Raw genomic sequence first — 21,172 nt, 5'->3', positions numbered from 1 at the left:
TTGGGAATTACAGCTGGGTGATTACAGCCAGGGTCACAATAGTCCGGCCTCAGCGAAAAGTGATGAGGTCCGGGGCCTTCAGCAGTTGCAGGTGCGCGTAACTGTTGAAGGAAGCCAGGGACACCTCACGACCACGAAATTTCAGTTGGTTGAGCGAGGTGTTGACGATTTGCCAGTTCAATTCAAAAGCCTGTCTGGCAGGCATTTGCGTGATGAGGTGGAGCAGGGCAGTGATGGTACCGCCGGACGTGAACACCGCGATTTTCTGCGTACTGTTGGCCTGCTCGAGGATACGATGAAGGCCACCCTGAACCCGCTCGACAAACCCCAGCCAGCTTTCCAGGCCAGGCGTGTCATACGTACCGGCGAGCCAGCGTTCGATGATCAAGGCGAAGATACGCTGGAACTCGGCGCGGTTCTGCGCGGCATTGCGCAAGATGTCGAGGGCTTCGGGTTCATCGTCCAGCATGGCCGGCAGCAGCGCGCGGATCACCGCGTCGGCGTCGAATTCGTTGAAGGCGGGATCGGTTTCCAGGGTCGGCACCGCAATGCCGACGGCAGCGTATTGTTCCAGTGCGCTGTTGGCCGTGTGTTGCTGGCGGCGCAGGTCGCCGGCAAGGCAGCGGTCGAAGCTGATGCCGAGGCCCGCGAGGTGCTGGCCAAGGATTTCTGCCTGGCGGATACCGGTCGGCGACAGAACGTCATAGTCGTCTGCACCAAAGGAGGCCTGGCCATGTCGAATCAGATAGATGCTGCCCACGTCCGCGTCATCCCGGTACGTTGAAGGTTTGGCGAGGTTATGAGGATGGCGGTGAGCTGTCAATTAAAAAACATACGCTTGTTTGAAATGCCTGTTACAGCTCTGTTGCCAGAGGTTTCCCAGCTGGTCGCCAACGCGGCGCATGGGTATGCTGGCGTCATCCCGCGCAGTTTGTGTTGCGCATTGTAGTGAAGGAGTCCCTGTGGAGTTTTTGTCCGAGTACGCCATCTTCCTGGCGAAGACGGTGACATTGGTGATTGCGATTCTGGTAGTCCTGGCCAGTTTTGCCGCGTTGCGCAGCAAAGGCCGGCGCAAATCCAGTGGCCAGTTGCAGGTCAGCAAGCTCAATGATTTCTACAAAGGTTTGCGCGAGCGCCTGGAGCAGACCTTGCTCGACAAGGATCAGTTGAAGGCGCTGCGCAAATCCGAAGTCAAATCCGAGAAGAAACACAAGAAGAAGCCCGACGCCAAGGCCAAGGCGCGGGTATTCGTGCTGGATTTCGACGGCGACATCAAGGCCTCGGCGACTGAAAGCCTGCGTCACGAAATCACCGCACTGCTGACCCTTGCCACTCCCAAGGACGAAGTGGTGCTGCGTCTGGAAAGCGGCGGCGGCATGGTCCACAGCTATGGCCTGGCCTCGTCGCAACTGGCGCGCATCCGTGACGCCGGCGTCCCGTTGACCGTGTGCATCGACAAGGTCGCGGCCAGCGGCGGCTACATGATGGCGTGCATCGGCGAGAAGATTATCAGTGCCCCGTTCGCGATTCTTGGCTCGATCGGCGTGGTCGCGCAGCTGCCCAACGTCAATCGACTGCTGAAGAAGCACGACATCGATTTCGAAGTGCTGACCGCCGGCGAGTACAAGCGCACGTTGACCGTGTTCGGCGAAAACACCGAGAAGGGGCGCGAGAAGTTTCAGGAAGACCTCGACGTCACTCACGAACTGTTCAAAAACTTCGTCGCACGTTATCGCCCGCAACTGGCGATCGATGAAGTGGCCACCGGCGAAATCTGGCTCGGCATTGCTGCGTTGAACCGCCAGTTGGTGGACGAACTCAAGACCAGCGACGAATACCTCGCCGAACGGGCGAAGACAGCCGAGCTCTTCCACTTGCACTATGCCGAACGCAAAAGCTTGCAAGAGCGCATCGGCATGGCGGCCAGTGGTTCGGTTGATCGCGTGCTATTGACCTGGTGGAGCCGCTTGACCCAGCAACGCTTCTGGTAAGCCTGGCAAGCTGATACAAAAAAGCCCTGAGCCGGATGTCCGGTTCAGGGCTTTTTCATGGGCAGCGATTAACGGCGACGGAACAGTGGCAACGGTTCGTCCGTGGCAGCCTGATAAGTCACCGAGAAGTCCTTGAGGCCTTCGAGCGCCTCGTACGGATCTTTGTCTGGACGAATGGCAAACGCATCGAAGCCGCATCGACGCAGATAGAACAACTGATCACGCAGCACATCGCCGATGGCCCGTAGCTCGCCCGTAAAACCGTAACGGTCGCGCAGCAGCCGAGCATTGGAGTAGTTGCGGCCGTCGGTGAACGCCGGAAAATTCAAGGCGATAACCTTGAACTCATTGACTTCGTCACCGATTTCTTCCGCTTCTTCGTCAGCGTCCAGCCATACACCCAGGCCGCCATCACGGGCCTTGAGCATGCGGCTGTGTTCGCGCCACAGCTGCAGCGGAACGATGTAATCGTCGCAGTTGGTGATTTCGTCGATGTTGAAATCTTTCGGCAGCAGGTGCCAGGTTTCGTCGACGACTTCGTTGTTCTTAATGATTCGCTGCATAGACGCGCTCCTTGAAGAGGTCGATGCCAATACGCTGATAAGTGTCGATGAAGCGCTCGTCTTCAGTACGTTGTTCGACGTACACGTTGATCAGCTTCTCGATCACGTCAGGCATGGCTTCCTGGGCGAAGGACGGGCCGAGGATCTTGCCCAGGCTTGCATCACGGCTGGCACTGCCGCCGAGGGACACCTGGTAGAACTCTTCGCCTTTTTTGTCGACACCGAGAATACCGATGTGGCCGACGTGGTGATGACCGCAGGCGTTCATGCAACCGGAGATGTTCAGGTCCAGCTCGCCAATGTCGAACAGGTAGTCCAGATTGTCGAAACGGCGCTGGATGGATTCGGCGATCGGGATCGATTTGGCGTTGGCCAGCGAGCAGAAATCGCCACCCGGGCAGCAGATGATATCGGTCAGCAAGCCGATGTTCGGCGTGGCAAAACCTTGCTCGCGCAACTCGCCCCACATGGCGAACAACTGGCTCTGCTCGACGTCGGCCAGAATGATGTTCTGTTCATGGGAGGTGCGCAGTTGGCCGAATGAGTAGCGGTCTGCCAGGTCGGCCACGGCGTCGAGTTGCTTGTCGGTGATGTCACCTGGGGCAACCCCGGTCGGCTTCAGCGACAGGGTTACGGCCACATAACCCGGCTTCTTGTGCGCGAGAGTGTTGCGGCTGCGCCAGCGGGCAAAACCCGGATGCTGCTGATCGAGTTCAGCGAGCTGTGCGTCCTGGCTGTCCAGCGCCTTGTAGTCCGGGTCGACGAAGTGCTTGGCAACGCGCTGCACTTCGGCTTCGGTCAATGTGGTCTGGCCACCGCGCAGGTGTTCCATTTCCGCGTCGACTTTCTGTGCGAACACTTCAGGCGTGAGGGCTTTGACCAGAATCTTGATCCGCGCCTTGTACTTGTTGTCGCGACGGCCATAACGGTTGTAAACACGCAGGATGGCGTCGAGGTAGCTCAACAGGTCTTGCCACGGCAGGAATTCATTGATGAACGCGCCCACCACCGGCGTACGGCCGAGACCGCCACCCACCAGCACACGGAAACCCAGTTCGCCAGCGGCGTTGTGCACCGGCTCGAGACCGATGTCATGGACTTCGATGGCGGCACGGTCGGAGGTCGAACCGTTGACGGCAATCTTGAACTTGCGCGGAAGGTAGGCAAATTCCGGGTGGAACGTGGTCCACTGGCGGACAATCTCGCACCAGGGGCGCGGGTCGATCAGTTCGTCGGCGGCGACACCCGCGAATTGGTCGGTGGTCACGTTGCGCAGGCAGTTGCCGCTGGTCTGGATCGCGTGCATCTGCACAGTCGCCAGTTCAGCGAGGATGTCCGGAATATCTTCCAATGCCGGCCAGTTGAACTGCACGTTCTGCCGGGTACTGATGTGGGCGTACCCCTTGTCGTAGTCGCGGGCAACCTTGGCCATCATTCGCGTCTGTCGCGAAGTCAGTTGGCCGTAGGGCACCGCCACGCGCAACATCGGCGCGAAACGCTGGATATAAAGCCCGTTTTGCAGGCGCAGAGGGCGGAATTCTTCTTCGCTCAGCTCGCCTGCCAGATAGCGTCGGGTCTGATCACGGAACTGCTTGACGCGGTCCTCGATGATCCGCTGATCGTACTCGTCGTATACGTACATATAAGTCCTGTTCTCAGGCTTGGGCCGGTCGGATCCAGTGGCGTTTTTCGCTTGCTGAAGTTTCCGATACTGCCTCGGCAATTCTGCGCGCACGGCCGCGCACTCCCTACGGAGCCGGGGCAAGATACCAGTTTGGAGTTATGCGCAAAAGTGATGTTTGAATATATGTAAAGAACCAAAAGAACTAACGATATTCAATGTTGCTAAACCCACATTTGTGATGCGGGCAAACCTCGTCTTTACTGTGGTCGAGTCTTTATGCAATCACCGATAAAACCGACAAGAGGCGATGCAATGAGCAACCCTATCAAAGCTACAAAATCTGACAGTAAGGTCGATGCCTGGGCCATATTGTTTTTGATCATTCTGGTGGTGGGCACGGCGGTATTCTGGGTCAGTCATCAATAAACGACAGCATCCGGGCGACGGCCATGAGGTCGCCGCCGGGCTGGGTTAAATCTAAATTCCTGCCAGATGCAGAATCAGCTTCACCACGCCGAACAGTGTCACCGCAAATATGGCCGTGAACAGCACCCCCAGGATGACAAAGTGGATAGGCTTGCCATGAGTGAAATCCCGCTCGCGATTTTTTCCGCTTTGCACCCCGAGCGCCGCCGCCAGCACGCTGTGCACCATTTGCCACAGGGTAGGCGGTTTGTGGTTGGCCGGATCGTCCATACATCCCTCGTCACTGAGTGGTGAACAGCAAGCATAGACAACCGCAGCAAGGCCGGCGAATAAGGGCTTAGTTGTCGTAACCCAGGTTCGGCGCCAGCCAGCGCTCGGTAACGCTCAGCTCCTGGCTTTTGCGCGAGGTGTAACTCTGCACCTGGTCCTTGTCGATTTTGCCCACGGCGAAATATTGCGCCTGCGGGTGCGCGAAGTACCAGCCACTGACCGCCGCCGCCGGGAACATCGCGTAATGCTCGGTGAGGAACACGCCGCTGCGGCCGGCTTTCATTTCGCTCGCCTCAGGGTCGAGCAAGGCAAACAGCGTCGACTTCTCGGTGTGATCCGGGCACGCGGGGTAGCCCGGGGCAGGGCGGATGCCGGTGTATTGCTCCTTGATCAGCGCTTCGTTATCGAGCGTTTCATCCTTGGCGTAACCCCAGTAATCCTTGCGCACCTGCTGGTGCAGCCACTCGGCGCACGCTTCGGCCAACCGGTCGGCGAGGGCCTTGACCATGATCGAGTTGTAATCGTCGCCAGCGTCCTGATAAGCCTTGGCCACTTCTTCTGCGCCGATACCGGCGGTGGTGATGAAGCCGCCAACGTAGTCGGTGATTTCGCTGTCTTTCGGTGCCACGAAATCGGCCAGAGAGAAGTTGGGCTTGCCGTCAGTCTTGATGATCTGTTGACGCAAATGGTGCAGCTTGGCGAGCGGCTTACCGTCGTCGCCATACACTTCGATATCGTCGTCGCGCACTTGGTTGGCCGGCCAGAAACCGAACACCGCGCGGGCGCTGATTAACTTCTCGTCAATCAGTTTGGCGAGCATTTCCTGCGCGTCGGCGTACAGCGCGGTGGCGGCTTCACCGACCACTTCGTCCTGCAGGATGCGCGGGAATTTGCCGGCCAGGTCCCAGGAAATGAAGAATGGCGTCCAGTCGATGTATTCAGCGAGAACCTTCAGGTCGATGTTGTCGAGCACTTTCGAGCCGGTAAATGTCGGTTTGACCGGCGCGTAAGTGCTCCAGTCGAACTGCGGTTTCTTGGCGATCGCCACCGGGTAGCTCAGACGCTCGGTGCGGGCGCTGCGGTTGGCGGTGCGTTCACGTACGTCGATGTAATCCAGGCGGGTTTTTTCGACGAAACCTGCCTTCAATTCTTTCGACAGCAACTGCGTCGCCACGCCCACGGCACGGGAAGCATCGGTGACATAAATCACTGCGTCGTTGCTGTACTTGGGCTCGATCTTCACCGCCGTGTGCGCTTTGGAGGTGGTCGCGCCACCGATCATCAACGGCAGATGGAAATCCTGACGCTGCATCTCGCGCGCCACGTGAACCATTTCATCCAGCGACGGTGTGATTAGCCCGGACAGGCCGATGATGTCGCACTTCTGCTCCTTGGCCACCTGGAGGATTTTCTCCGCCGGCACCATCACGCCAAGGTCGACGATGTCGTAGCCGTTGCATCCCAGGACCACGCCAACAATGTTCTTGCCAATGTCGTGTACGTCGCCTTTCACCGTGGCCATGAGGATCTTGCCCTTGGCTTCCGGCTTGTCACCTTTTTCCAGCTCGATGAACGGGATCAAATGCGCCACTGCCTGCTTCATCACTCGGGCGGATTTGACTACTTGCGGCAGGAACATTTTGCCGGCGCCGAACAGGTCGCCGACGATATTCATGCCGGACATCAGCGGGCCCTCGATCACTTCGATCGGGCGAGCGAACGACTGGCGCGATTCCTCGGTGTCTTCGACGATGTGCGTGGTGATGCCTTTGACCAGCGCATGCTCAAGGCGCTTGTTGACCTCCCAGTTGCGCCACTCTTCGGTCTCGGCTTCCTTGACGCTGCCATCTCCCTTGTATTTGTCGGCGATGGCGAGGAGGGCGTCGGTGCCGTTTGGGGTGCGATTGAGCACCACGTCTTCAACGGCATCGCGCAGTTCCGCCGGGATCTGGTCGTAGATCTCCAGCTGGCCGGCGTTGACGATGCCCATGGTCAGGCCGTTGCGGATCGCGTACAGCAGGAATACCGAGTGAATCGCCTCGCGCACCGGGTTGTTGCCACGGAACGAGAACGATACGTTGGACACGCCACCGGAGGTCAGCGCATACGGCAATTCATCGCGGATGTAGGCACAGGCGTTGATGAAGTCCACGGCGTAATTGTTGTGTTCTTCGATGCCGGTGGCCACGGCGAAGATGTTCGGGTCGAAAATGATGTCTTCCGGCGGGAAACCGACTTCGTTGACCAGAATGTCATAGGAGCGTTTGCAGATTTCTTTCTTGCGCGCCTCGGTGTCGGCCTGCCCGGCTTCGTCGAACGCCATCACCACCACGGCGGCGCCGTAACGCTTGCACAATTTGGCGTGATGGATGAACTGTTCGACACCTTCTTTCATGCTGATCGAGTTGACGATCCCCTTGCCCTGAATGCACTTGAGACCGGCTTCGATCACTTCCCATTTCGAGGAGTCGATCATGATCGGCACGCGGGAGATGTCTGGTTCACCGGCGATCAGATTGAGGAAGGTCACCATGGCCTTCTTCGAATCGAGCATCCCTTCGTCCATGTTGATGTCGATGATCTGCGCGCCGGCTTCGACCTGCTGCAGCGCGACTTCGAGGGCTTCGGTGTAATTGTCTTCGCGGATCAGGCGGGCGAATTTCGCCGAACCGGTAATGTTGGTGCGCTCGCCGACGTTAACGAACAACGAGCTGCGATCGATGGTGAACGGCTCCAGACCGGAGAGGCGGCAGGCCTTGGGGATGTCCGGGATTTCCCGCGGCGCATAACCGGCCACGGCTTTGGCGATTGCTTCAATGTGGCCGGGGGTGGTGCCGCAGCAACCGCCGACGATATTGAGGAAGCCGCTTTGGGCGAATTCTTCGATGACCTTGGCGGTTTCCGACGGCAATTCGTCGTACTCGCCGAATTCGTTCGGCAAGCCGGCGTTAGGGTGCGCGGAAACGTGGGTGCTGGCCTTGTTCGACAGCTCTTCCAGGTATGGGCGCAGCTCGCTGGCGCCGAGGGCGCAGTTCAAACCGACCGAAATCGGTTTGGCGTGAGCCACGGAGTTCCAGAAGGCTTCGGTGGTCTGGCCCGACAAGGTCCGGCCGGAGGCATCGGTGATGGTTCCGGAAATCATGATCGGCAATTCGATGCCCAGTTCTTCGAACACGCCCTGCACGGCGAAGATCGCCGCTTTCGCGTTCAAGGTGTCGAAAATGGTTTCGATCAGAATCAGGTCGGCGCCGCCTTCGATCAGGCCTTTGGTGGCCTCGGTGTAGTTCTCCACCAGCTCATCGAAAGTGACGTTGCGATAGCCGGGGTTGTTGACGTCCGGCGACAGCGAGCAAGTGCGACTGGTCGGCCCGATGACGCCGGCAACGAAGCGCGGCTTGTCCGGGGTTTCCAGGGTCTTGGCGTCGGCCACCTTGCGCGCCAGGCGGGCGCCTTCTACGTTTAACTCGTAGGCGAGACCCTGCATGCCGTAATCGGCCAGGGAGACCTGGGTGGCGTTGAAGGTGTTGGTTTCGAGAATGTCGGCGCCGGCATCCAGGTAGGCTTTTTCGATCGCGCCAATCACGTCCGGGCGAGTCAGTACCAGCAAGTCGTTGTTGCCCTTGACGTCGCTCGGCCAGTCAGCGAAGCGTTTGCCACGGTAATCCTGCTCTTCAAGCTTGTAGCTCTGGATCATCGTACCCATGCCGCCGTCGAGAATCAGGATGCGCTTTTTGAGGGCGTGCTTGAGAGCTTGAAGGCGAACACTGCGATCGGACATTGGGACTACTCGGAAAGACCATGACGAAGGGGCGGGATCATAACAAACCTGTGCGGTTTTAGAGCATGTCAGGTTTTTGCATGAATATCGCTCATGTTGGCAGGTGCGCCGGGTCGGTAGAATTGCCGGGTTTTTACCTCACCAGGACCAGGGATATGGCATCGCGCTTCATCAGCATTTTATTGCTGTTTATTAGCTGGAGCGCCGTAGCGCAGGATCCGGCCACGTCCCCCGTCATTTCCTACAGCCGTGACATCCAGCCGATCTTCACGGAAAAGTGCGTCGCCTGCCACGCCTGTTACGACTCTGCTTGCCAGCTGAATCTGGGCAGCGGAGAAGGGGCGGCGCGCGGTGCCACGAAAACCCCTGTGTACGACGGCGAACGCCGCAGCGCCGCAGACCCGAGCCGCTTGTTTTACGACGCCTTCGGCAAACGTGCGTGGCAGCAAAAGGGCTTTTATTCGGTGCTTGATGCTCAGGGCAGTCAGGCTGCCTTGATGGCGCGCATGCTGGAGCTGGGCCACAAAACGCCGCTGCAACCCAATGCCAAACTCCCGGAAGGCATGATGCTGGGTTTGAACCGCAACAACGTGTGCGCCATGCCGGGCGAATTTGACGGTTACGCCGGTGCACATCCGCGCGAAGGCATGCCGCTGGCCGTTACGGGTTTAACCGATCAGCAATACCAGACGCTGCAACGCTGGCTGGCGTCCGGCGCGCCGATCGATGAGCAGGGCCTGGTGCCGTCCGCCCGTGAGGCGTTGCAAGTGCTGCAGTGGGAGAACCTGCTGAATGCCCCGGGCGCTCGGCAGAGTCTGGTCGGTCGCTGGTTGTTCGAGCACTGGTTTCTCGCCCATCACTATTTTCAGGACGGTGAGCCCGGGCATTATTTTCAATGGGTGCGATCACGCACGCCGACCGGCCAGCCGATCGATCTGATTAGCACACGCCGCCCGAATGACGATCCGGGAACGAAGATCTACTACCGCTTGTGGCCGGTGCAAGGCGTGATCGTGCAGAAAACTCACATCACCTATCCGCTGAGTGCGGCGAAGATGGCGCGGGTCAAAAGTCTTTTTTACAGCGGCAACTGGCAGGTCAACGCATTGCCCGGTTACGGACCGCAAACCCGGGCCAATCCGTTCAGCACCTTCGAAGCGATCCCGGCCGGCGCGCGTTACCAGTTTATGCTCGATAACGCCGAGTATTTCGTGCGCACGTTCATTCGCGGGCCGGTGTGTCGTGGCGAAATCGCTACCGATGTGATCCGCGATCATTTCTGGGCGCTGTTCCAGGCGCCGGAACATGACCTGTACATCACCGATCCAAATTATCGCGGTCAGGCCACGCCTTTACTGGCGATGCCGGGGCAGAACGATGACGTCGGCAGCGTCCTCAGTCTGTGGCACGACTACCGCGACAAACGGAATGAGTACGAAGCGTTGCGCCGCGACAGTTACGCCGATCTGCCGGCACCGAGCTGGTCGACATTGTGGGCCGGTAACGACAACGCGCTGCTGTCGATCTTCCGCCATTACGACAGCGCTTCGGTAACCAAAGGCCTGATCGGCGATGTACCGACAACCCTGTGGCTGTTCGACTATCCATTGCTTGAGCGCAATTATTATCAGCTGGCGGTCAACTTCGATGTGTTCGGTAATGTCTCCCATCAGGCGCAGACGCGTTTGTACTTCGACCTGATCCGCAACGGCGCCGAGCAGAACTTCCTGCGGCTAATGCCCGCTGACTCACGTGAGGATTATCTGGACGAGTGGTACCAGAACGGCGGCAGGGTGAAGATGTGGCTGGACTATGAAGCGATCGACGACGATAAGCCGACCGGTTTAAAGCTCGACGAAAAAGACCCGAAGCGCGATTTCGCCGCGCAGTTGCTCAATCGATACGGCGATCTCAACGCTAAGCCTGACCCGATCAACCGCTGCAGCGGCGCCTATTGCTCGCGGCCCGCTATCGATCCGCCGCTGCAGAGTGCCGAGCAGGCGCTGAGTCGCCTGACCTCGCGCCCGGCGGCGGGCCTGAAGGTGATTGATCATTTGCCGGAAGCAACGCTGTTGCGCATCGAAACGCAAAGCGGCAAGCGCGAGGTGTACAGCCTGTTGCGCAATCGGGCCCACAGCAATGTGGCGTTCCTGCTGGGTGAGTCGTTGCGCTACCAGCCGGGGCTGGACACCGTGACGATTTACCCCGGTGTGCTCACCAGCTATCCGAACTTCATGTTCAATATTCCCGCCGAGCAAGTGCCGGCGTTCGTCGACGCGATGGAGAACGCCAAGGATGCGAGTCGCTTCGAGAAAATTGTCGACCGTTGGGGCGTTCGTCGTAGTCATCCGCAGTTTTGGTTTTACTTCCACGACCTGAGCCGTTACCTGCACGAAACCGATCCGGTGGAAGAGGGCGTGCTGGACATGAATCGCTACGAGAATCTTTGAATCGACTTTTGACGGTGAGCCGGTGTCCCACTCTCATGGATACCCCGATCTTCTGTAGGAGCCGGCTTGCTGGCGATGGTGGGTCAGCCACGCGGCGTTGATTGACACACATCGCCAGCAAGCCGGCTCCTACAAAATGGGGTTGCTTGGGTATTGTGGACGGGAACACGACATGTTGATTTCAGTACAGGCATTGCGCGCGCTCGCAGCCTGGACGGTGGTTTGCCACCATTTCATGCAGATTTTTTTCGATTTTAAGGCTCGCGGCCCGATTGGTCAGCTGTTTATCGACAAGGGCGCGGTGGGCGTGGACATCTTCTTCGTCATCAGCGGTTTAGTGATTTTTCTCTCTACCGAAGGAAAGTCACTGCCGCCCGGACGTTTTCTGCTGTACCGCTTGTTTCGCATCGTGCCGGCGTATTGGTTGTACACGGCGCTGATGGCTTTGCTGGTAGTTTTCGCGCAACCGATGGTGCCGGATCAGACGATTGACTGGTCGCATTTCCTGCAGTCGCTGTTGTTCATTCCTACCGCAAACCCAGGCGGCTACGGGATTTATCCGACACTCAATGTCGGCTGGACCCTCAACTACGAAATCCTTTTCTACGTGCTGTTTGCCTGGGCATTGCTGTTCCGCCTGCAGCTGCGGCTGCTGATTGTGGCGGCTTTGCTGTTTGCCGTTTGCCAGGCGTGGACCGGCTACGGCTGGATCAGCCAGTTCTATCGCTCGGACATCGTTTACGAATTCCTGCTGGGCATCGCTATCGGCATGATTTACCGGCGCGGCTGGATCAAACCCGGTTTATGGCTGCCCCTGCTGGGCGTGGCTGGCGCACTGCTGGCGATTTACCACCTGCCGCCACAGCCACGATTCGTCACGTGGGGAATGCCGAGCGCGGTGCTGGTGATGGCCTGTATGTCGCTCGAACGTTTTTTCGAGCACAGTCGATTGTTCAAGCTGCTGGGTGATTGTTCCTACTCGGTGTACCTGATGCACGTGCTGGTGCTGTCCGCCGGTGGATTCATCGCACAGCGTTACGGTGTGAATCCTTACGTGATGTTCGCCGTGTGCGTCGCGACGATTGGTCTGGGGTCGTGGGCAAGCTATATCTGGGTGGAAAAGAGCAGCTATCGGTGGCTTAAAGCCAGAATCGACGACGAATCCTCCAGGGATAGCGAGCTGGCTCTTTCCCGACAAAAATACTAGGACTTTGTCCGGCGCGATGATTGGCGTAAACTGCGCCCAAGCCTGCGAGGAGTTTCCATGACCGCTATTACTATTACTGACGCCGCCCACGATTACCTGGCTGATCTGCTCTCCAAGCAGAATACCCCGGGCATCGGCATCCGCGTTTTCATTACCCAGCCTGGCACCCAGTACGCAGAAACCTGCATTGCCTACTGCAAGCCAGGCGAAGAAAAACCTGAAGACACCGCACTGGGGCTGAAAAGCTTTACTGCTTACATCGATTCGTTCAGCGAAGCTTTCCTGGACGACGCGGTCGTCGACTACGCCACTGACCGCATGGGCGGCCAACTGACCATCAAGGCGCCGAATGCCAAAGTGCCGATGGTCAACGCCGACAGCCCGGTCAACGAGCGTATCAACTATTATCTGCAGACCGAGATCAACCCGGGGCTGGCGAGCCATGGCGGTCAGGTCAGCTTGATCGACGTGGTTGACGACGGCATCGCCGTATTGAAGTTCGGCGGCGGTTGCCAGGGCTGCGGTCAGGCCGACGTGACCCTTCGCGAAGGCATCGAGCGGACCTTGCTCGAGCGCATTCCCGAATTGAAGGGTGTGCGTGACGTGACAGACCATACGCAGAAAGAAAACGCCTACTACTAAGGTGTTCGCTGCAGAAACAAAAAAACGGCACCCGTGAGTGCCGTTTTTTTATGGGTGATCGTGTCACTGCGCAGTGCTTGATCGTTCCCACGCGTGGGAACGAGTGGCAAGCGCTCAGGGGCGATATAGATGCGCATGCCCGGCACGGTACAGCGAGGACTCGCTGAACTGATCACTGCCCAATACCCGGCCTACCAGAATCAACGCTGTGCGGCGAAATCCCTTGGCTGCAACTTTCTCGGCAATATCCGCCAGCGTGCCCACCACCCAATCCTGATCCGGCCACGTCGCCCGGTGGATCACTGCGATAGGGCAGTCAGCGCCGTAATGCGGCAGCAATTCCAGCAAAATTTTATCAAGGTGATTGACCCCCAGATGGATCGCCATGGTCGCGCCATGCTGCGCAAGATTGCCCAGTTCTTCACCGGCGGGCATCGCGGTCTTGTCGGCATACCGCGTCAGAATCACGCTTTGCGAGACGTTCGGCAGCGTCAGTTCAGCCCCCAACAGCGCCGCGCACGCTGCTGTCGCGGTCACGCCGGGAATGATTTCAAACGGGATGTCGTGCTCGCGCAGGTAGCGAATCTGCTCGCCGATGGCGCCGTACAGGCTTGGGTCGCCGGAATGCACGCGCGCCACATTCTGACCCTTGGCATGCGCGCTCTTGATCAGTTCGATGATCTGTTCTAGATGCAACTCGGCGCTGTTTATCACGTGTTCCGCCTGATGGCCTTCGAGGACAGCGGCCGGGACCAGCGAGCCGGCGTAGATGATCACCGGGCAACTGCGGATCAGCCGTTGGCCCTTGACCGTGATCAATTCCGGATCGCCGGGACCTGCGCCAATGAAGTAGACGGTCATCGTCGGTTCCTGTCAGAAAGAAGGCTGGGCAACGCTTCAGATGAAGTTTGCTCATGATCAAAGATGGAAGTAATCGGGGTTACTACGCTGTGGAGGCCAAAGCGAGTGTGGCTTGGGCGTATTTCTGCCGACATATCAGCAATTTCGCCGGCGCCTGGTTCAACTGCTCGGCCAGCGCCAGCGCTGCGCTTTCCGCTACGCCATAACAGCCGGTGCGCTCGAACGCGATGTCTGAGCGGTGGCTGAGTTGCAGCTGATAACCGGCCAGTTGTTCGCTGCTGAAATACGTCAAGGGCAACGCCAGCTGTTCAGCCAGTTCTGTCAGGCCCGCTTCCTCACGCTTCAAATCGATACTGGCCAGGGCCTTGATCTGATGAAGCCCGATCTGATGCGCTTGCAGGGCCTGATCGAGCAGGGCCCGCAACGTGCTGGCCGGGCAGCCGCGCTGGCAGCCCAGGCCGATCACTAATGTCGGCGCTGCGCTGGCATCTGTCATGCGTCGTATTGACCAGCGCTTTTACGGCGGAACAACCATGCACTGATCAGGCCCAGGGCCAGCCAGAAGGCGATGTTGGTCAACTGCGAAGCGATTTTGAACTGTGATTCCAGCGCTTGCGGGGCGAGCATCGAATGTACTTCCGGCTGCGGTGCGCCGATCACGTGCGGGACGGCGAGGATTGCCACGCCCAGAACCTTCATCAACCAATGACGGCTGAACACGATCAAGGCGATGCCGACTGCGGTGGAAGCGGCCGTGCAGATCCACCAGACCTGGCGCTGGGCCAGATCGGCGGCGGCCGTGCCCGGCAACTCAGGTGGCAGGCCCAGTGTCGGCGCCAGCACGAAGGTCGCGTAACCGGCCAGACCCCAGAGCAGGCCCTGAGCGGTTTTGGTCGGCGCGCGCAGGGTGTAAAGACCGGCGAGCATCAAGGCGAAACCGACGGCCACTACGAGGTTGCCACCGGTGGTGGCCAGCACGCGCTGCCAGCCATCTTGCGGTTCCCATGCTTCGCCATCGTGGCTGTGTGCGGCCGCACCGGCAGCGTGCTCGTGAAGTTCAACGGCAGCCGGTTCGGATTTTTCGTAGGTCTCGGCCTGGGTAATCAGCGGCGAAACCCAGAAGCTTTGTAGCAGTGTCAGCAACAGGGCGGCCAGCAGCCCGGAGAAACCTGCGGTTTGCGCGATACGCTTGATCATGTCGGCAGGTCTCAATGGCACGGGAAGGCAGCGCTGTGACGGGTATCGTGCGCGGCGTTGTGGACCGCTTCAATGTGCGAGAAACCGGCGAAATACACCAGGGACACACCAAGGATCGATGCACATACGGCAGCAGTCAGGCGTTGGGTCAGGGTTGTGGTGGTGCTTTTATCGGCAGTGCTGCCGGTGCTGCTGATGGTCGACATGGCGCTTCCCTCTGGTCTGTCAGCGGGTGAATAGAGCGCATGAAATCCCTGCGGATCAGGCACGCAGAGGTTCGAACAGCGCCCGCCCACCGCGGGTTTGTCATTCAGCGAACGAAACGATCACTGTGTGTTGCGGGCCGGTCTCCGGGCTCACGAGGGGTTTGGCGTCAGCCGAAACCTGCAAGCACCACCTTCCCATGTCGATAACCCGACACAGTGGATCTGACGCTTCGCTCGCTTACCGTTGCGGGGGCAGCACCGGACTGACATGGCCTTGAGTAAAGCACATGATTCACCGGTTTCCCGTTTCACCCTGTGAAGGGCACCCGTAACAAAGCGTGTAGGAGAGCATGGGCGGGGGTTTGGCGTCAATTAGCATGGGTTCTCATCTTTGTGCCGAGGGGGCTTGCCTGTGGTAAGGAGATTTGCCTGTGGCGAGGGGGCTTGCCCCCGTTGGGTTGCGAAGCGACCCCATCATTCTTCCAGAAATACCGCGCGAGCAGGTCTGACGACGGCTTCGCCGCCGAACGGGGGCAAGCCCCCTCGCCACAGGAAAATCCTCATCACAGGCAAGCCCTTCAATAAAAGCAAGTCCCCTGACCACAATCGTCGGCGACGACTCCCGGACATTGACCCGCTCCCACGCGATGCGTAGCCTTGCGCCTTCGAGGTTCTTCGGCACTTGCCGAAGCTAAGAAGGGAACGCGGTCAATGCCGCGGCTGCCCCCGCAACTGTGAACGGTGCTGTTTGCTGCCACGCCACTGCAGATCCTGTCCTACGGATCCGCGGGAAGGCGCAGCGAATGCCAGGCCCAACGGCCGGCACACCGTCAGCCAGGAGACCTGCCTCGACACAGATTCTCACTACAACCGGGCGGGGTGATCCGGTGGCGAACTCTTCCGCGCGCGTCTGTCGCAGCGATTGTCGTCCCGTATGCCCGCCACCTTGCGATAGGGCATCCGATGAAAACACTGGCCAAACTTCCCGTCACCATCGTTACCGGTTTCCTCGGCTCGGGCAAAACCACCTTGCTGCGGCACATGCTCGACAATGCTCAGGGGCGTCGTATCGCGGTGATCGTCAACGAGTTTGGCGAGCTGGGCATCGACGGCGAAATCCTCAAGCAATGTTCGATCGGCTGCACTGAAGAGGAAGCCAACGGCCGCGTCTATGAACTGGCCAACGGCTGCCTGTGCTGCACCGTTCAGGAAGAATTTTTCCCGGTGATGCGTGAGCTGGTTGCCCGTCGCGGCGACCTTGATCACATCCTCATCGAAACCTCGGGCCTGGCCCTGCCGAAACCCTTGGTGCAAGCCTTCCAGTGGCCGGAAATCCGCAGCGCCTGCACGGTTGACGCGGTGATCACCGTGGTCGACAGCCCGGCCGTTGCCGCCGGCACTTTCGCGGCGTTCCCGGATCAGGTGGATGCCCAGCGCAAACTCGACCCGAATCTGGACCACGAATCGCCGCTGCATGAGTTGTTCGCCGATCAACTGGCGAGTGCCGACCTGGTGATCCTCAACAAGTCCGATCTGATCAGCCCCGAAGACCTTGCCCGCGTGCGCCTGGAAGTCGCCGAAGAACTGCCGCCCGCCGTCAAGGTCATCGAAGCCAGCAGCGGCCGCGTGCCACTGGACGTACTGATCGGCCTCGGCGCCGGTTCCGAAGAACACATCGACAGCCGCCACAGCCATCACGATCATCACCATGAAGGTGAAGACGATCACGACCACGATGCCTTCGACTCCATCTCCATCGAACTGCCGCAAGCCGACGAAAGCCTGCTGCTGGATGCGCTGACGCAACTGGTGGTCAAGCACGGCATTCTGCGCGTGAAAGGGTTCGCGGCGATCCCGAACAAACCGATGCGCCTGCTGATTCAGGGCGTGGGTACGCGGTTCGACAAGCATTTCGACCGTCAGTGGGGAGCCGATGAAGCGCGCACCACGCGCCTGGTGCTGATCGGTCAGGAGCTCGACGCCGCGTTGCTTGAAGCGCAACTGCGCGCCGCGCTCAGCGCTTAAGCCATGCACCTGCTCAGGACCCAGCCCGGCGGCTTTGTTTCGGATGACAATATTGCCGACCTCGGCCAGACGCCCGCCGAGCTGGTGATCTTGTGCAGCGGCGATTCCAGCCTCGCGTTGCTCGCGGAAGCGGCGCAGCAATTGCCCGATGATTACCCGAGCGTTCGCTTGGCCAATCCGATGCAGGTGCAAAATCATGCGTCGGTGGATTTGTACGTCGACGATGTATTGCGCCACGCCAAGGTCATTCTGATTTCCCTGCACGGCGGCATCGGCTATTGGCGTTACGGCGTCGAGCGCCTGGTCGAGCTGGCCGCGCGCGGCGTGCAGCTGATTCTGGTGCCGGGTGATGATCGCCCGGACCCGGAGCTTAGCGACCTCAGCACCGTGAATGCGGAAGATCGCGATCGCCTCTGGCAGTTTCTGCGTCAGGGCGGAATGAACAATGCGCTGAACTTCTTTCATTGCCTGGCGAGCGGTTGGCTCGGTCGCGATTACGCCTGGGCCGAGCCACAAACCCTGCCACGCACCGCGATCTACCATCCGCGCAAAAGCCCTGCGAACCTGAGTGACTGGCAAGGCGAATGGCAGCCCGGTCAAGCCGTGGCGGCGGTGCTGTTTTATCGCTCGCACTTGCAGGCCGCGAACACTGCGTTCATCGATGTCTTTTGCCAGCGCCTGCAAGCGGCCGGCTTCAATCCGTTGCCGATTGCCGTGGCCAGTCTGAAAGAACCCGGCTGCCTGACGGTGGTCGAGGACTGGCTTGATGAGGTTGGCGCCAGTGTCATTCTCAACACCACCGGTTTCGCCCAGTCCAGCCCTGAAGCGCCGCATTTGCGACCCTTTCGCCGCAATATTCCGGTTATTCAGGCGATTTGTGCGCAGGACAACGAGCCCGGCTGGCGCGCCAGCGAGCAGGGCCTTGGCCCCCGTGACCTGGCGATGCACATTGCGCTGCCGGAACTGGACGGGCGAATCATCAGCCGCCCGATCAGTTTCAAGGATCTGGCGTGGCGCAGCGAGCGCAGTCAGTCGGACGTCGTGTGCTATCGAGCCCAGCCCGAACGCATGGATTTTGTCGCTGAACTGGCGCGGCGCTGGGTTGATCTGGCGCGTGTACCCAACACGGAAAAACGCATCGCCCTGATCCTCGCCAACTACCCGACCCGCGACGGACGCATCGGCAATGGCGTCGGTCTCGACACCCCGGCCGCAGCACTGAATATCCTGCGGGCGTTGCATCAGCAAGGTTACCCGCTGCCGGCCGAACTGCCGGACAGTGGCACCGCGTTGATCCAGCAATTGCTCGGCGGCGTCAGCAATGACCTCGACACCCTCGACCAGCGTCCTTGTCATCAAAGCCTTCCGCTTGATGACTACCTGCAGATGTTCGACGCGTTGCCGCAGGCCAATCGCCAAGCCGTGCTGGAACGCTGGGGGCCGCCGGACAGCGATCCGATGTACCGTGGCGGACGGATGATGATCGCCGGGCTGCGCTTTGGCCTGACCTTCGTCGGGATCCAGCCAGCGCGCGGTTATCAGGTCGACCCGAGTGCGGTGTATCACGACCCTGATCTGGTGCCACCACATGGTTATCTGGCGTTCTATTTCTGGCTGCGAAACACCTACGGTGCCCACGCGGTAATCCATGTCGGCAAGCATGGCAACCTCGAATGGCTGCCGGGCAAGGGTGTCGGGCTCTCGGAGCACTGCTGGCCGGATGCGTTGCTCGGGCCGATGCCGAACATTTATCCCTTTATCGTCAACGATCCGGGCGAGGGCGCGCAGGCCAAGCGGCGCACGCAAGCAGTCATCATCGACCACCTGATGCCGCCGCTGACTCGCGCAGAAACCTATGGGCCACTGCGCAACCTCGAACTGTTGGCAGACGAATATTACGAGGCGCAACTGCTCGATCCGCGCCGTGCCCGCGAGTTGCAGCGCGACATTCTGCAACTGGTGCGCGACACGCACATCGATCGCGAATTGCAACTGGACGAGAAGCTGGACAGTGATGCCGATGCGGCGATCTGGCTGCCGCGTCTGGATACCTATCTGTGCGATTTGAAAGAGTCGCAAATCCGCGATGGCTTGCACATTTTCGGCGAGTCACCGAGCGGGCGTCTGCGCATTGATACGTTGCTGGCGTTGCTGCGCATACCCCGTGGTGATGGGCGCGGCGCGCAGTCGAGTTTATTGCGTGCGCTGGCCAAGGCGTTTGAGTTGGGATTCGATCCGCTGGAGTGTGCGTTGGCCGAGCCGTGGCCTGGGCCGCGCCCGGTGGAATTGCTAACCGTCACCGAAGAGCCCTGGCGCACCGCCGGCGATACCCGCGAAAGGCTGGAGTTGTTCGCCGCTCAACTCATCGCGCAAACGCTGATTCAGCCTGAAGCCAACCCCGACCTCTGTAGGAGTGAACCTGCTCGCGATAGCGGTGTGACAGCCAATAGGGTTATGACTGACCCACCGCTATCGCGAGCAGGCTCACTCCTACAGGGACCGAGGTGGGTGGAGGTAGGAGCCATCCTCGACCACCTCCGCGAAGTCGTCGCACCTCGCCTTGATGCCTGTGGCCCCGCCGAAATGAGCGGCCTGCTCGACGCCCTCAGCGGCCGTTTCGTCCCGGCCGGGCCGAGCGGGGCACCGAGTCGCGGGCGCCTGGACGTACTGCCGACCGGGCGCAATTTTTACACGGTGGACGTGCGCAACCTGCCGACCACCACGGCGTGGCGGATCGGTTTCCAGTCGGCGAACCTGATTCTGGAGCGGCACCTGCAGGATCACGGTGATCACCTGCGTCAGCTCGGTTTGTCGGTGTGGGGCACAGCGACCATGCGCACCGGCGGTGACGACATCGCCCAAGCCATGGCGCTGATGGGCGTGCGGCCGGTGTGGGCGACGGGCAGTCAGCGGGTCGACGATTTTGAAATTCTGCCGTTGAGCCTGCTTGACCGGCCACGGGTTGACGTGACGTTGCGCGTCTCGGGATTCTTCCGCGATGCTTTTGCCAATCTGATTCGGCTGTTCGATGCGGCCGTCCAAGCCGTGGCCGGGCTGGATGAACCTGACGACCTCAATCCGTTGGCCGCCAAAGTCCGCGCCGAGCGCGAAGCGTTGCTGCAGTCGGGGCTGGATGAGGAGGCTGCGAGACGACAGGCGGGTTGGCGAATTTTCGGGGCCAAACCCGGCGCTTACGGTGCCGGTGTGCAGGGCGCTATCGACGGTCGTTTGTGGCAGAGCCGCGAGGACCTCGCCGAGGTGTACCTGAACTGGGGTGGCTACGCCTATGGCGGTGCGGACGAAGGCACCGCCGCCCGCGAACAGTTCGCCCAGCGCCTGAGCCAGGTACAAGCGGTGCTGCACAATCAGGACAACCGCGAGCATGACTTGCTCGATTCGAACGACTATTACCAGTTTCAGGGCGGCATGCTCGCTGCGGTGGAAAGCCTCAGCGGTGAAGCGGCCGCCAGTTACCACGGTGATCACAGCCAGCCGGATCTGCCGAAAATCCGCACCCTGAAAGAAGAGCTGAACCGGGTGATTCGCTCACGCGCGGCCAATCCGAAGTGGATCGACGGGGTGAAACGTCACGGCTATAAAGGCGCGTTTGAACTGGCGGCCACCGTCGACAATCTGTTCGCCTTCGACGCCACCACGCAGTTGATTGACGATCACCAGTACGCGTTGCTCGCGGATGCCTACCTGCTGGATTCGGCAACCCGCGAATTCGTGCGTGAACATAATCCCCACGCCTTGCGGGATATGACCGAACGGATGCTGGAAGCGCAGCAACGCGGGATGTGGAAAGAGCCGGGCGAATACCAGCAAGCGCTGGAGAATTTGCTTTTGGATATTGAAGAAGACAGCTGACACGACACAGATCCCTGTAGGAGCTAGCCTGCTCGCGATAGCGCTGGATCAGTCAATATAAA

The 21,172-nt window shown here is 59.8% G+C and carries 15 protein-coding genes and 2 riboswitches; of the genes, 6 read left to right on the top strand and 9 right to left on the bottom strand.

The features are described from left to right. Positions 1-49: 49 nt before the first annotated feature. The gene (locus tag ACYZTS_RS20830) at positions 50-760 is read right to left on the bottom strand and encodes a histidine phosphatase family protein (protein ID WP_461991760.1); all 711 of its coding nucleotides are present in this window, start codon (positions 758-760) and stop codon (positions 50-52) included. A gap of 202 nt (positions 761-962) precedes the next feature. On the opposite strand from ACYZTS_RS20830, the gene sohB reads away from it, so the two are divergent. Beyond that, positions 963-1,991, top strand: a complete 1,029-nt coding sequence (sohB, locus tag ACYZTS_RS20825) for a protease SohB (RefSeq protein WP_461991758.1) — start codon at positions 963-965, stop codon at positions 1,989-1,991. 68 nt (positions 1,992-2,059) lie between these two features. Here sohB and ACYZTS_RS20820 read toward each other — a convergent pair whose 3' ends face one another. The 4 genes from ACYZTS_RS20820 to metH form a co-directional block, all read right to left on the bottom strand. Beyond that, the gene (locus tag ACYZTS_RS20820) at positions 2,060-2,554 is read right to left on the bottom strand and encodes a DUF934 domain-containing protein (protein WP_028621364.1); all 495 of its coding nucleotides are present in this window, start codon (positions 2,552-2,554) and stop codon (positions 2,060-2,062) included. After that, positions 2,538-4,196: a nitrite/sulfite reductase gene (locus ACYZTS_RS20815; protein ID WP_461991756.1), complete on the bottom strand. Its 1,659-nt coding sequence runs from the start codon at positions 4,194-4,196 to the stop codon at positions 2,538-2,540. Before ACYZTS_RS20815 ends, ACYZTS_RS20820 begins: the two co-directional genes overlap by 17 nt. A 459-nt stretch (positions 4,197-4,655) precedes the next feature. Next, positions 4,656-4,874, bottom strand: coding sequence for a DUF2970 domain-containing protein (locus ACYZTS_RS20810; protein ID WP_461991754.1), 219 nt, complete (start codon positions 4,872-4,874; stop codon positions 4,656-4,658). Positions 4,875-4,941: 67 nt separating this feature from the next. After that, positions 4,942-8,652: a methionine synthase gene (metH, locus tag ACYZTS_RS20805; protein WP_461991752.1), complete on the bottom strand. Its 3,711-nt coding sequence runs from the start codon at positions 8,650-8,652 to the stop codon at positions 4,942-4,944. A gap of 155 nt (positions 8,653-8,807) precedes the next feature. Between metH and ACYZTS_RS20800 the strand changes: the two genes are divergently transcribed. From ACYZTS_RS20800 to nfuA, 3 genes are all read left to right on the top strand, one after another. Next, on the top strand, positions 8,808-11,102 hold the full coding sequence (locus tag ACYZTS_RS20800) for a fatty acid cis/trans isomerase (protein ID WP_461991751.1): 2,295 nt from the start codon (positions 8,808-8,810) through the stop codon (positions 11,100-11,102). Between the two features lie 172 nt (positions 11,103-11,274). Next, positions 11,275-12,309 (top strand): acyltransferase family protein, encoded by a 1,035-nt coding sequence (locus tag ACYZTS_RS20795; protein ID WP_028621369.1) that lies wholly within the window; start codon positions 11,275-11,277, stop codon positions 12,307-12,309. Positions 12,310-12,366: 57 nt separating this feature from the next. After that, positions 12,367-12,951 (top strand): Fe-S biogenesis protein NfuA, encoded by a 585-nt coding sequence (nfuA, locus tag ACYZTS_RS20790; protein ID WP_028621370.1) that lies wholly within the window; start codon positions 12,367-12,369, stop codon positions 12,949-12,951. 114 nt (positions 12,952-13,065) lie between these two features. On the opposite strand, the gene cobM is transcribed toward nfuA, so the two are convergent. The 4 genes from cobM to ACYZTS_RS20770 form a co-directional block, all read right to left on the bottom strand. Further along, a complete protein-coding gene (gene cobM, locus ACYZTS_RS20785) occupies positions 13,066-13,812 on the bottom strand; it encodes a precorrin-4 C(11)-methyltransferase (protein WP_461991749.1) in 747 nt (248 codons plus the stop codon). Between the two features lie 82 nt (positions 13,813-13,894). Continuing rightward, entirely contained in the window at positions 13,895-14,308 is a 414-nt protein-coding gene (locus ACYZTS_RS20780) for a cobalamin biosynthesis protein (protein WP_028621372.1), read from the bottom strand. Then, positions 14,305-15,009, bottom strand: a complete 705-nt coding sequence (locus ACYZTS_RS20775; protein ID WP_028621373.1) for a CbtA family protein — start codon at positions 15,007-15,009, stop codon at positions 14,305-14,307. The genes ACYZTS_RS20780 and ACYZTS_RS20775 overlap by 4 nt, the downstream gene beginning before the upstream one ends. Positions 15,010-15,020: 11 nt before the next feature. After that, positions 15,021-15,215 carry a CbtB domain-containing protein gene (locus ACYZTS_RS20770; RefSeq protein ID WP_028621374.1) on the bottom strand — a complete coding sequence of 65 codons (195 nt, stop codon included), beginning with the start codon at positions 15,213-15,215 and terminating at the stop codon, positions 15,021-15,023. 118 nt (positions 15,216-15,333) lie between these two features. Continuing rightward, positions 15,334-15,560, bottom strand: a riboswitch (cobalamin riboswitch). A gap of 306 nt (positions 15,561-15,866) precedes the next feature. Then, a riboswitch (cobalamin riboswitch) is annotated at positions 15,867-16,080 on the top strand. Between the two features lie 98 nt (positions 16,081-16,178). Between ACYZTS_RS20770 and cobW the strand changes: the two genes are divergently transcribed. Beyond that, positions 16,179-17,240, top strand: coding sequence for a cobalamin biosynthesis protein CobW (gene cobW, locus ACYZTS_RS20765; protein WP_461991747.1), 1,062 nt, complete (start codon positions 16,179-16,181; stop codon positions 17,238-17,240). A gap of 3 nt (positions 17,241-17,243) precedes the next feature. Continuing rightward, complete coding sequence (gene cobN / locus ACYZTS_RS20760; RefSeq protein ID WP_461991745.1) at positions 17,244-21,110, top strand: cobaltochelatase subunit CobN; 3,867 nt, start codon at positions 17,244-17,246, stop codon at positions 21,108-21,110. The last annotated feature ends 62 nt before the right edge of the window (positions 21,111-21,172 follow it).

This window comes from Pseudomonas sp. TMB3-21, assembly GCF_054898145.1.
Note: the sequence above shows the minus strand (reverse complement) of the source record. Positions and strands in the feature narration are given on the sequence as shown.

Excerpts from the sequence above, each read along its gene's own strand:
- ACYZTS_RS20810 (WP_461991754.1), bottom strand. The coding sequence starts at position 4,874 with ATGGACGATCCGGCCAACCACAAACCGCCTACCCTGTGGCAAATGGTG.
- ACYZTS_RS20770 (WP_028621374.1), bottom strand. The coding sequence starts at position 15,215 with ATGTCGACCATCAGCAGCACCGGCAGCACTGCCGATAAAAGCACCACC.
- ACYZTS_RS20795 (WP_028621369.1), top strand. The coding sequence starts at position 11,275 with ATGTTGATTTCAGTACAGGCATTGCGCGCGCTCGCAGCCTGGACGGTG.
- ACYZTS_RS20780 (WP_028621372.1), bottom strand. The coding sequence starts at position 14,308 with ATGACAGATGCCAGCGCAGCGCCGACATTAGTGATCGGCCTGGGCTGC.
- ACYZTS_RS20775 (WP_028621373.1), bottom strand. The coding sequence starts at position 15,009 with ATGATCAAGCGTATCGCGCAAACCGCAGGTTTCTCCGGGCTGCTGGCC.
- metH (WP_461991752.1), bottom strand. The coding sequence starts at position 8,652 with ATGTCCGATCGCAGTGTTCGCCTTCAAGCTCTCAAGCACGCCCTCAAA.
- ACYZTS_RS20815 (WP_461991756.1), bottom strand. The coding sequence starts at position 4,196 with ATGTACGTATACGACGAGTACGATCAGCGGATCATCGAGGACCGCGTC.
- ACYZTS_RS20800 (WP_461991751.1), top strand. The coding sequence starts at position 8,808 with ATGGCATCGCGCTTCATCAGCATTTTATTGCTGTTTATTAGCTGGAGC.
- cobM (WP_461991749.1), bottom strand. The coding sequence starts at position 13,812 with ATGACCGTCTACTTCATTGGCGCAGGTCCCGGCGATCCGGAATTGATC.
- nfuA (WP_028621370.1), top strand. The coding sequence starts at position 12,367 with ATGACCGCTATTACTATTACTGACGCCGCCCACGATTACCTGGCTGAT.
- cobW (WP_461991747.1), top strand. The coding sequence starts at position 16,179 with ATGAAAACACTGGCCAAACTTCCCGTCACCATCGTTACCGGTTTCCTC.
- cobN (WP_461991745.1), top strand. The coding sequence starts at position 17,244 with ATGCACCTGCTCAGGACCCAGCCCGGCGGCTTTGTTTCGGATGACAAT.
- ACYZTS_RS20820 (WP_028621364.1), bottom strand. The coding sequence starts at position 2,554 with ATGCAGCGAATCATTAAGAACAACGAAGTCGTCGACGAAACCTGGCAC.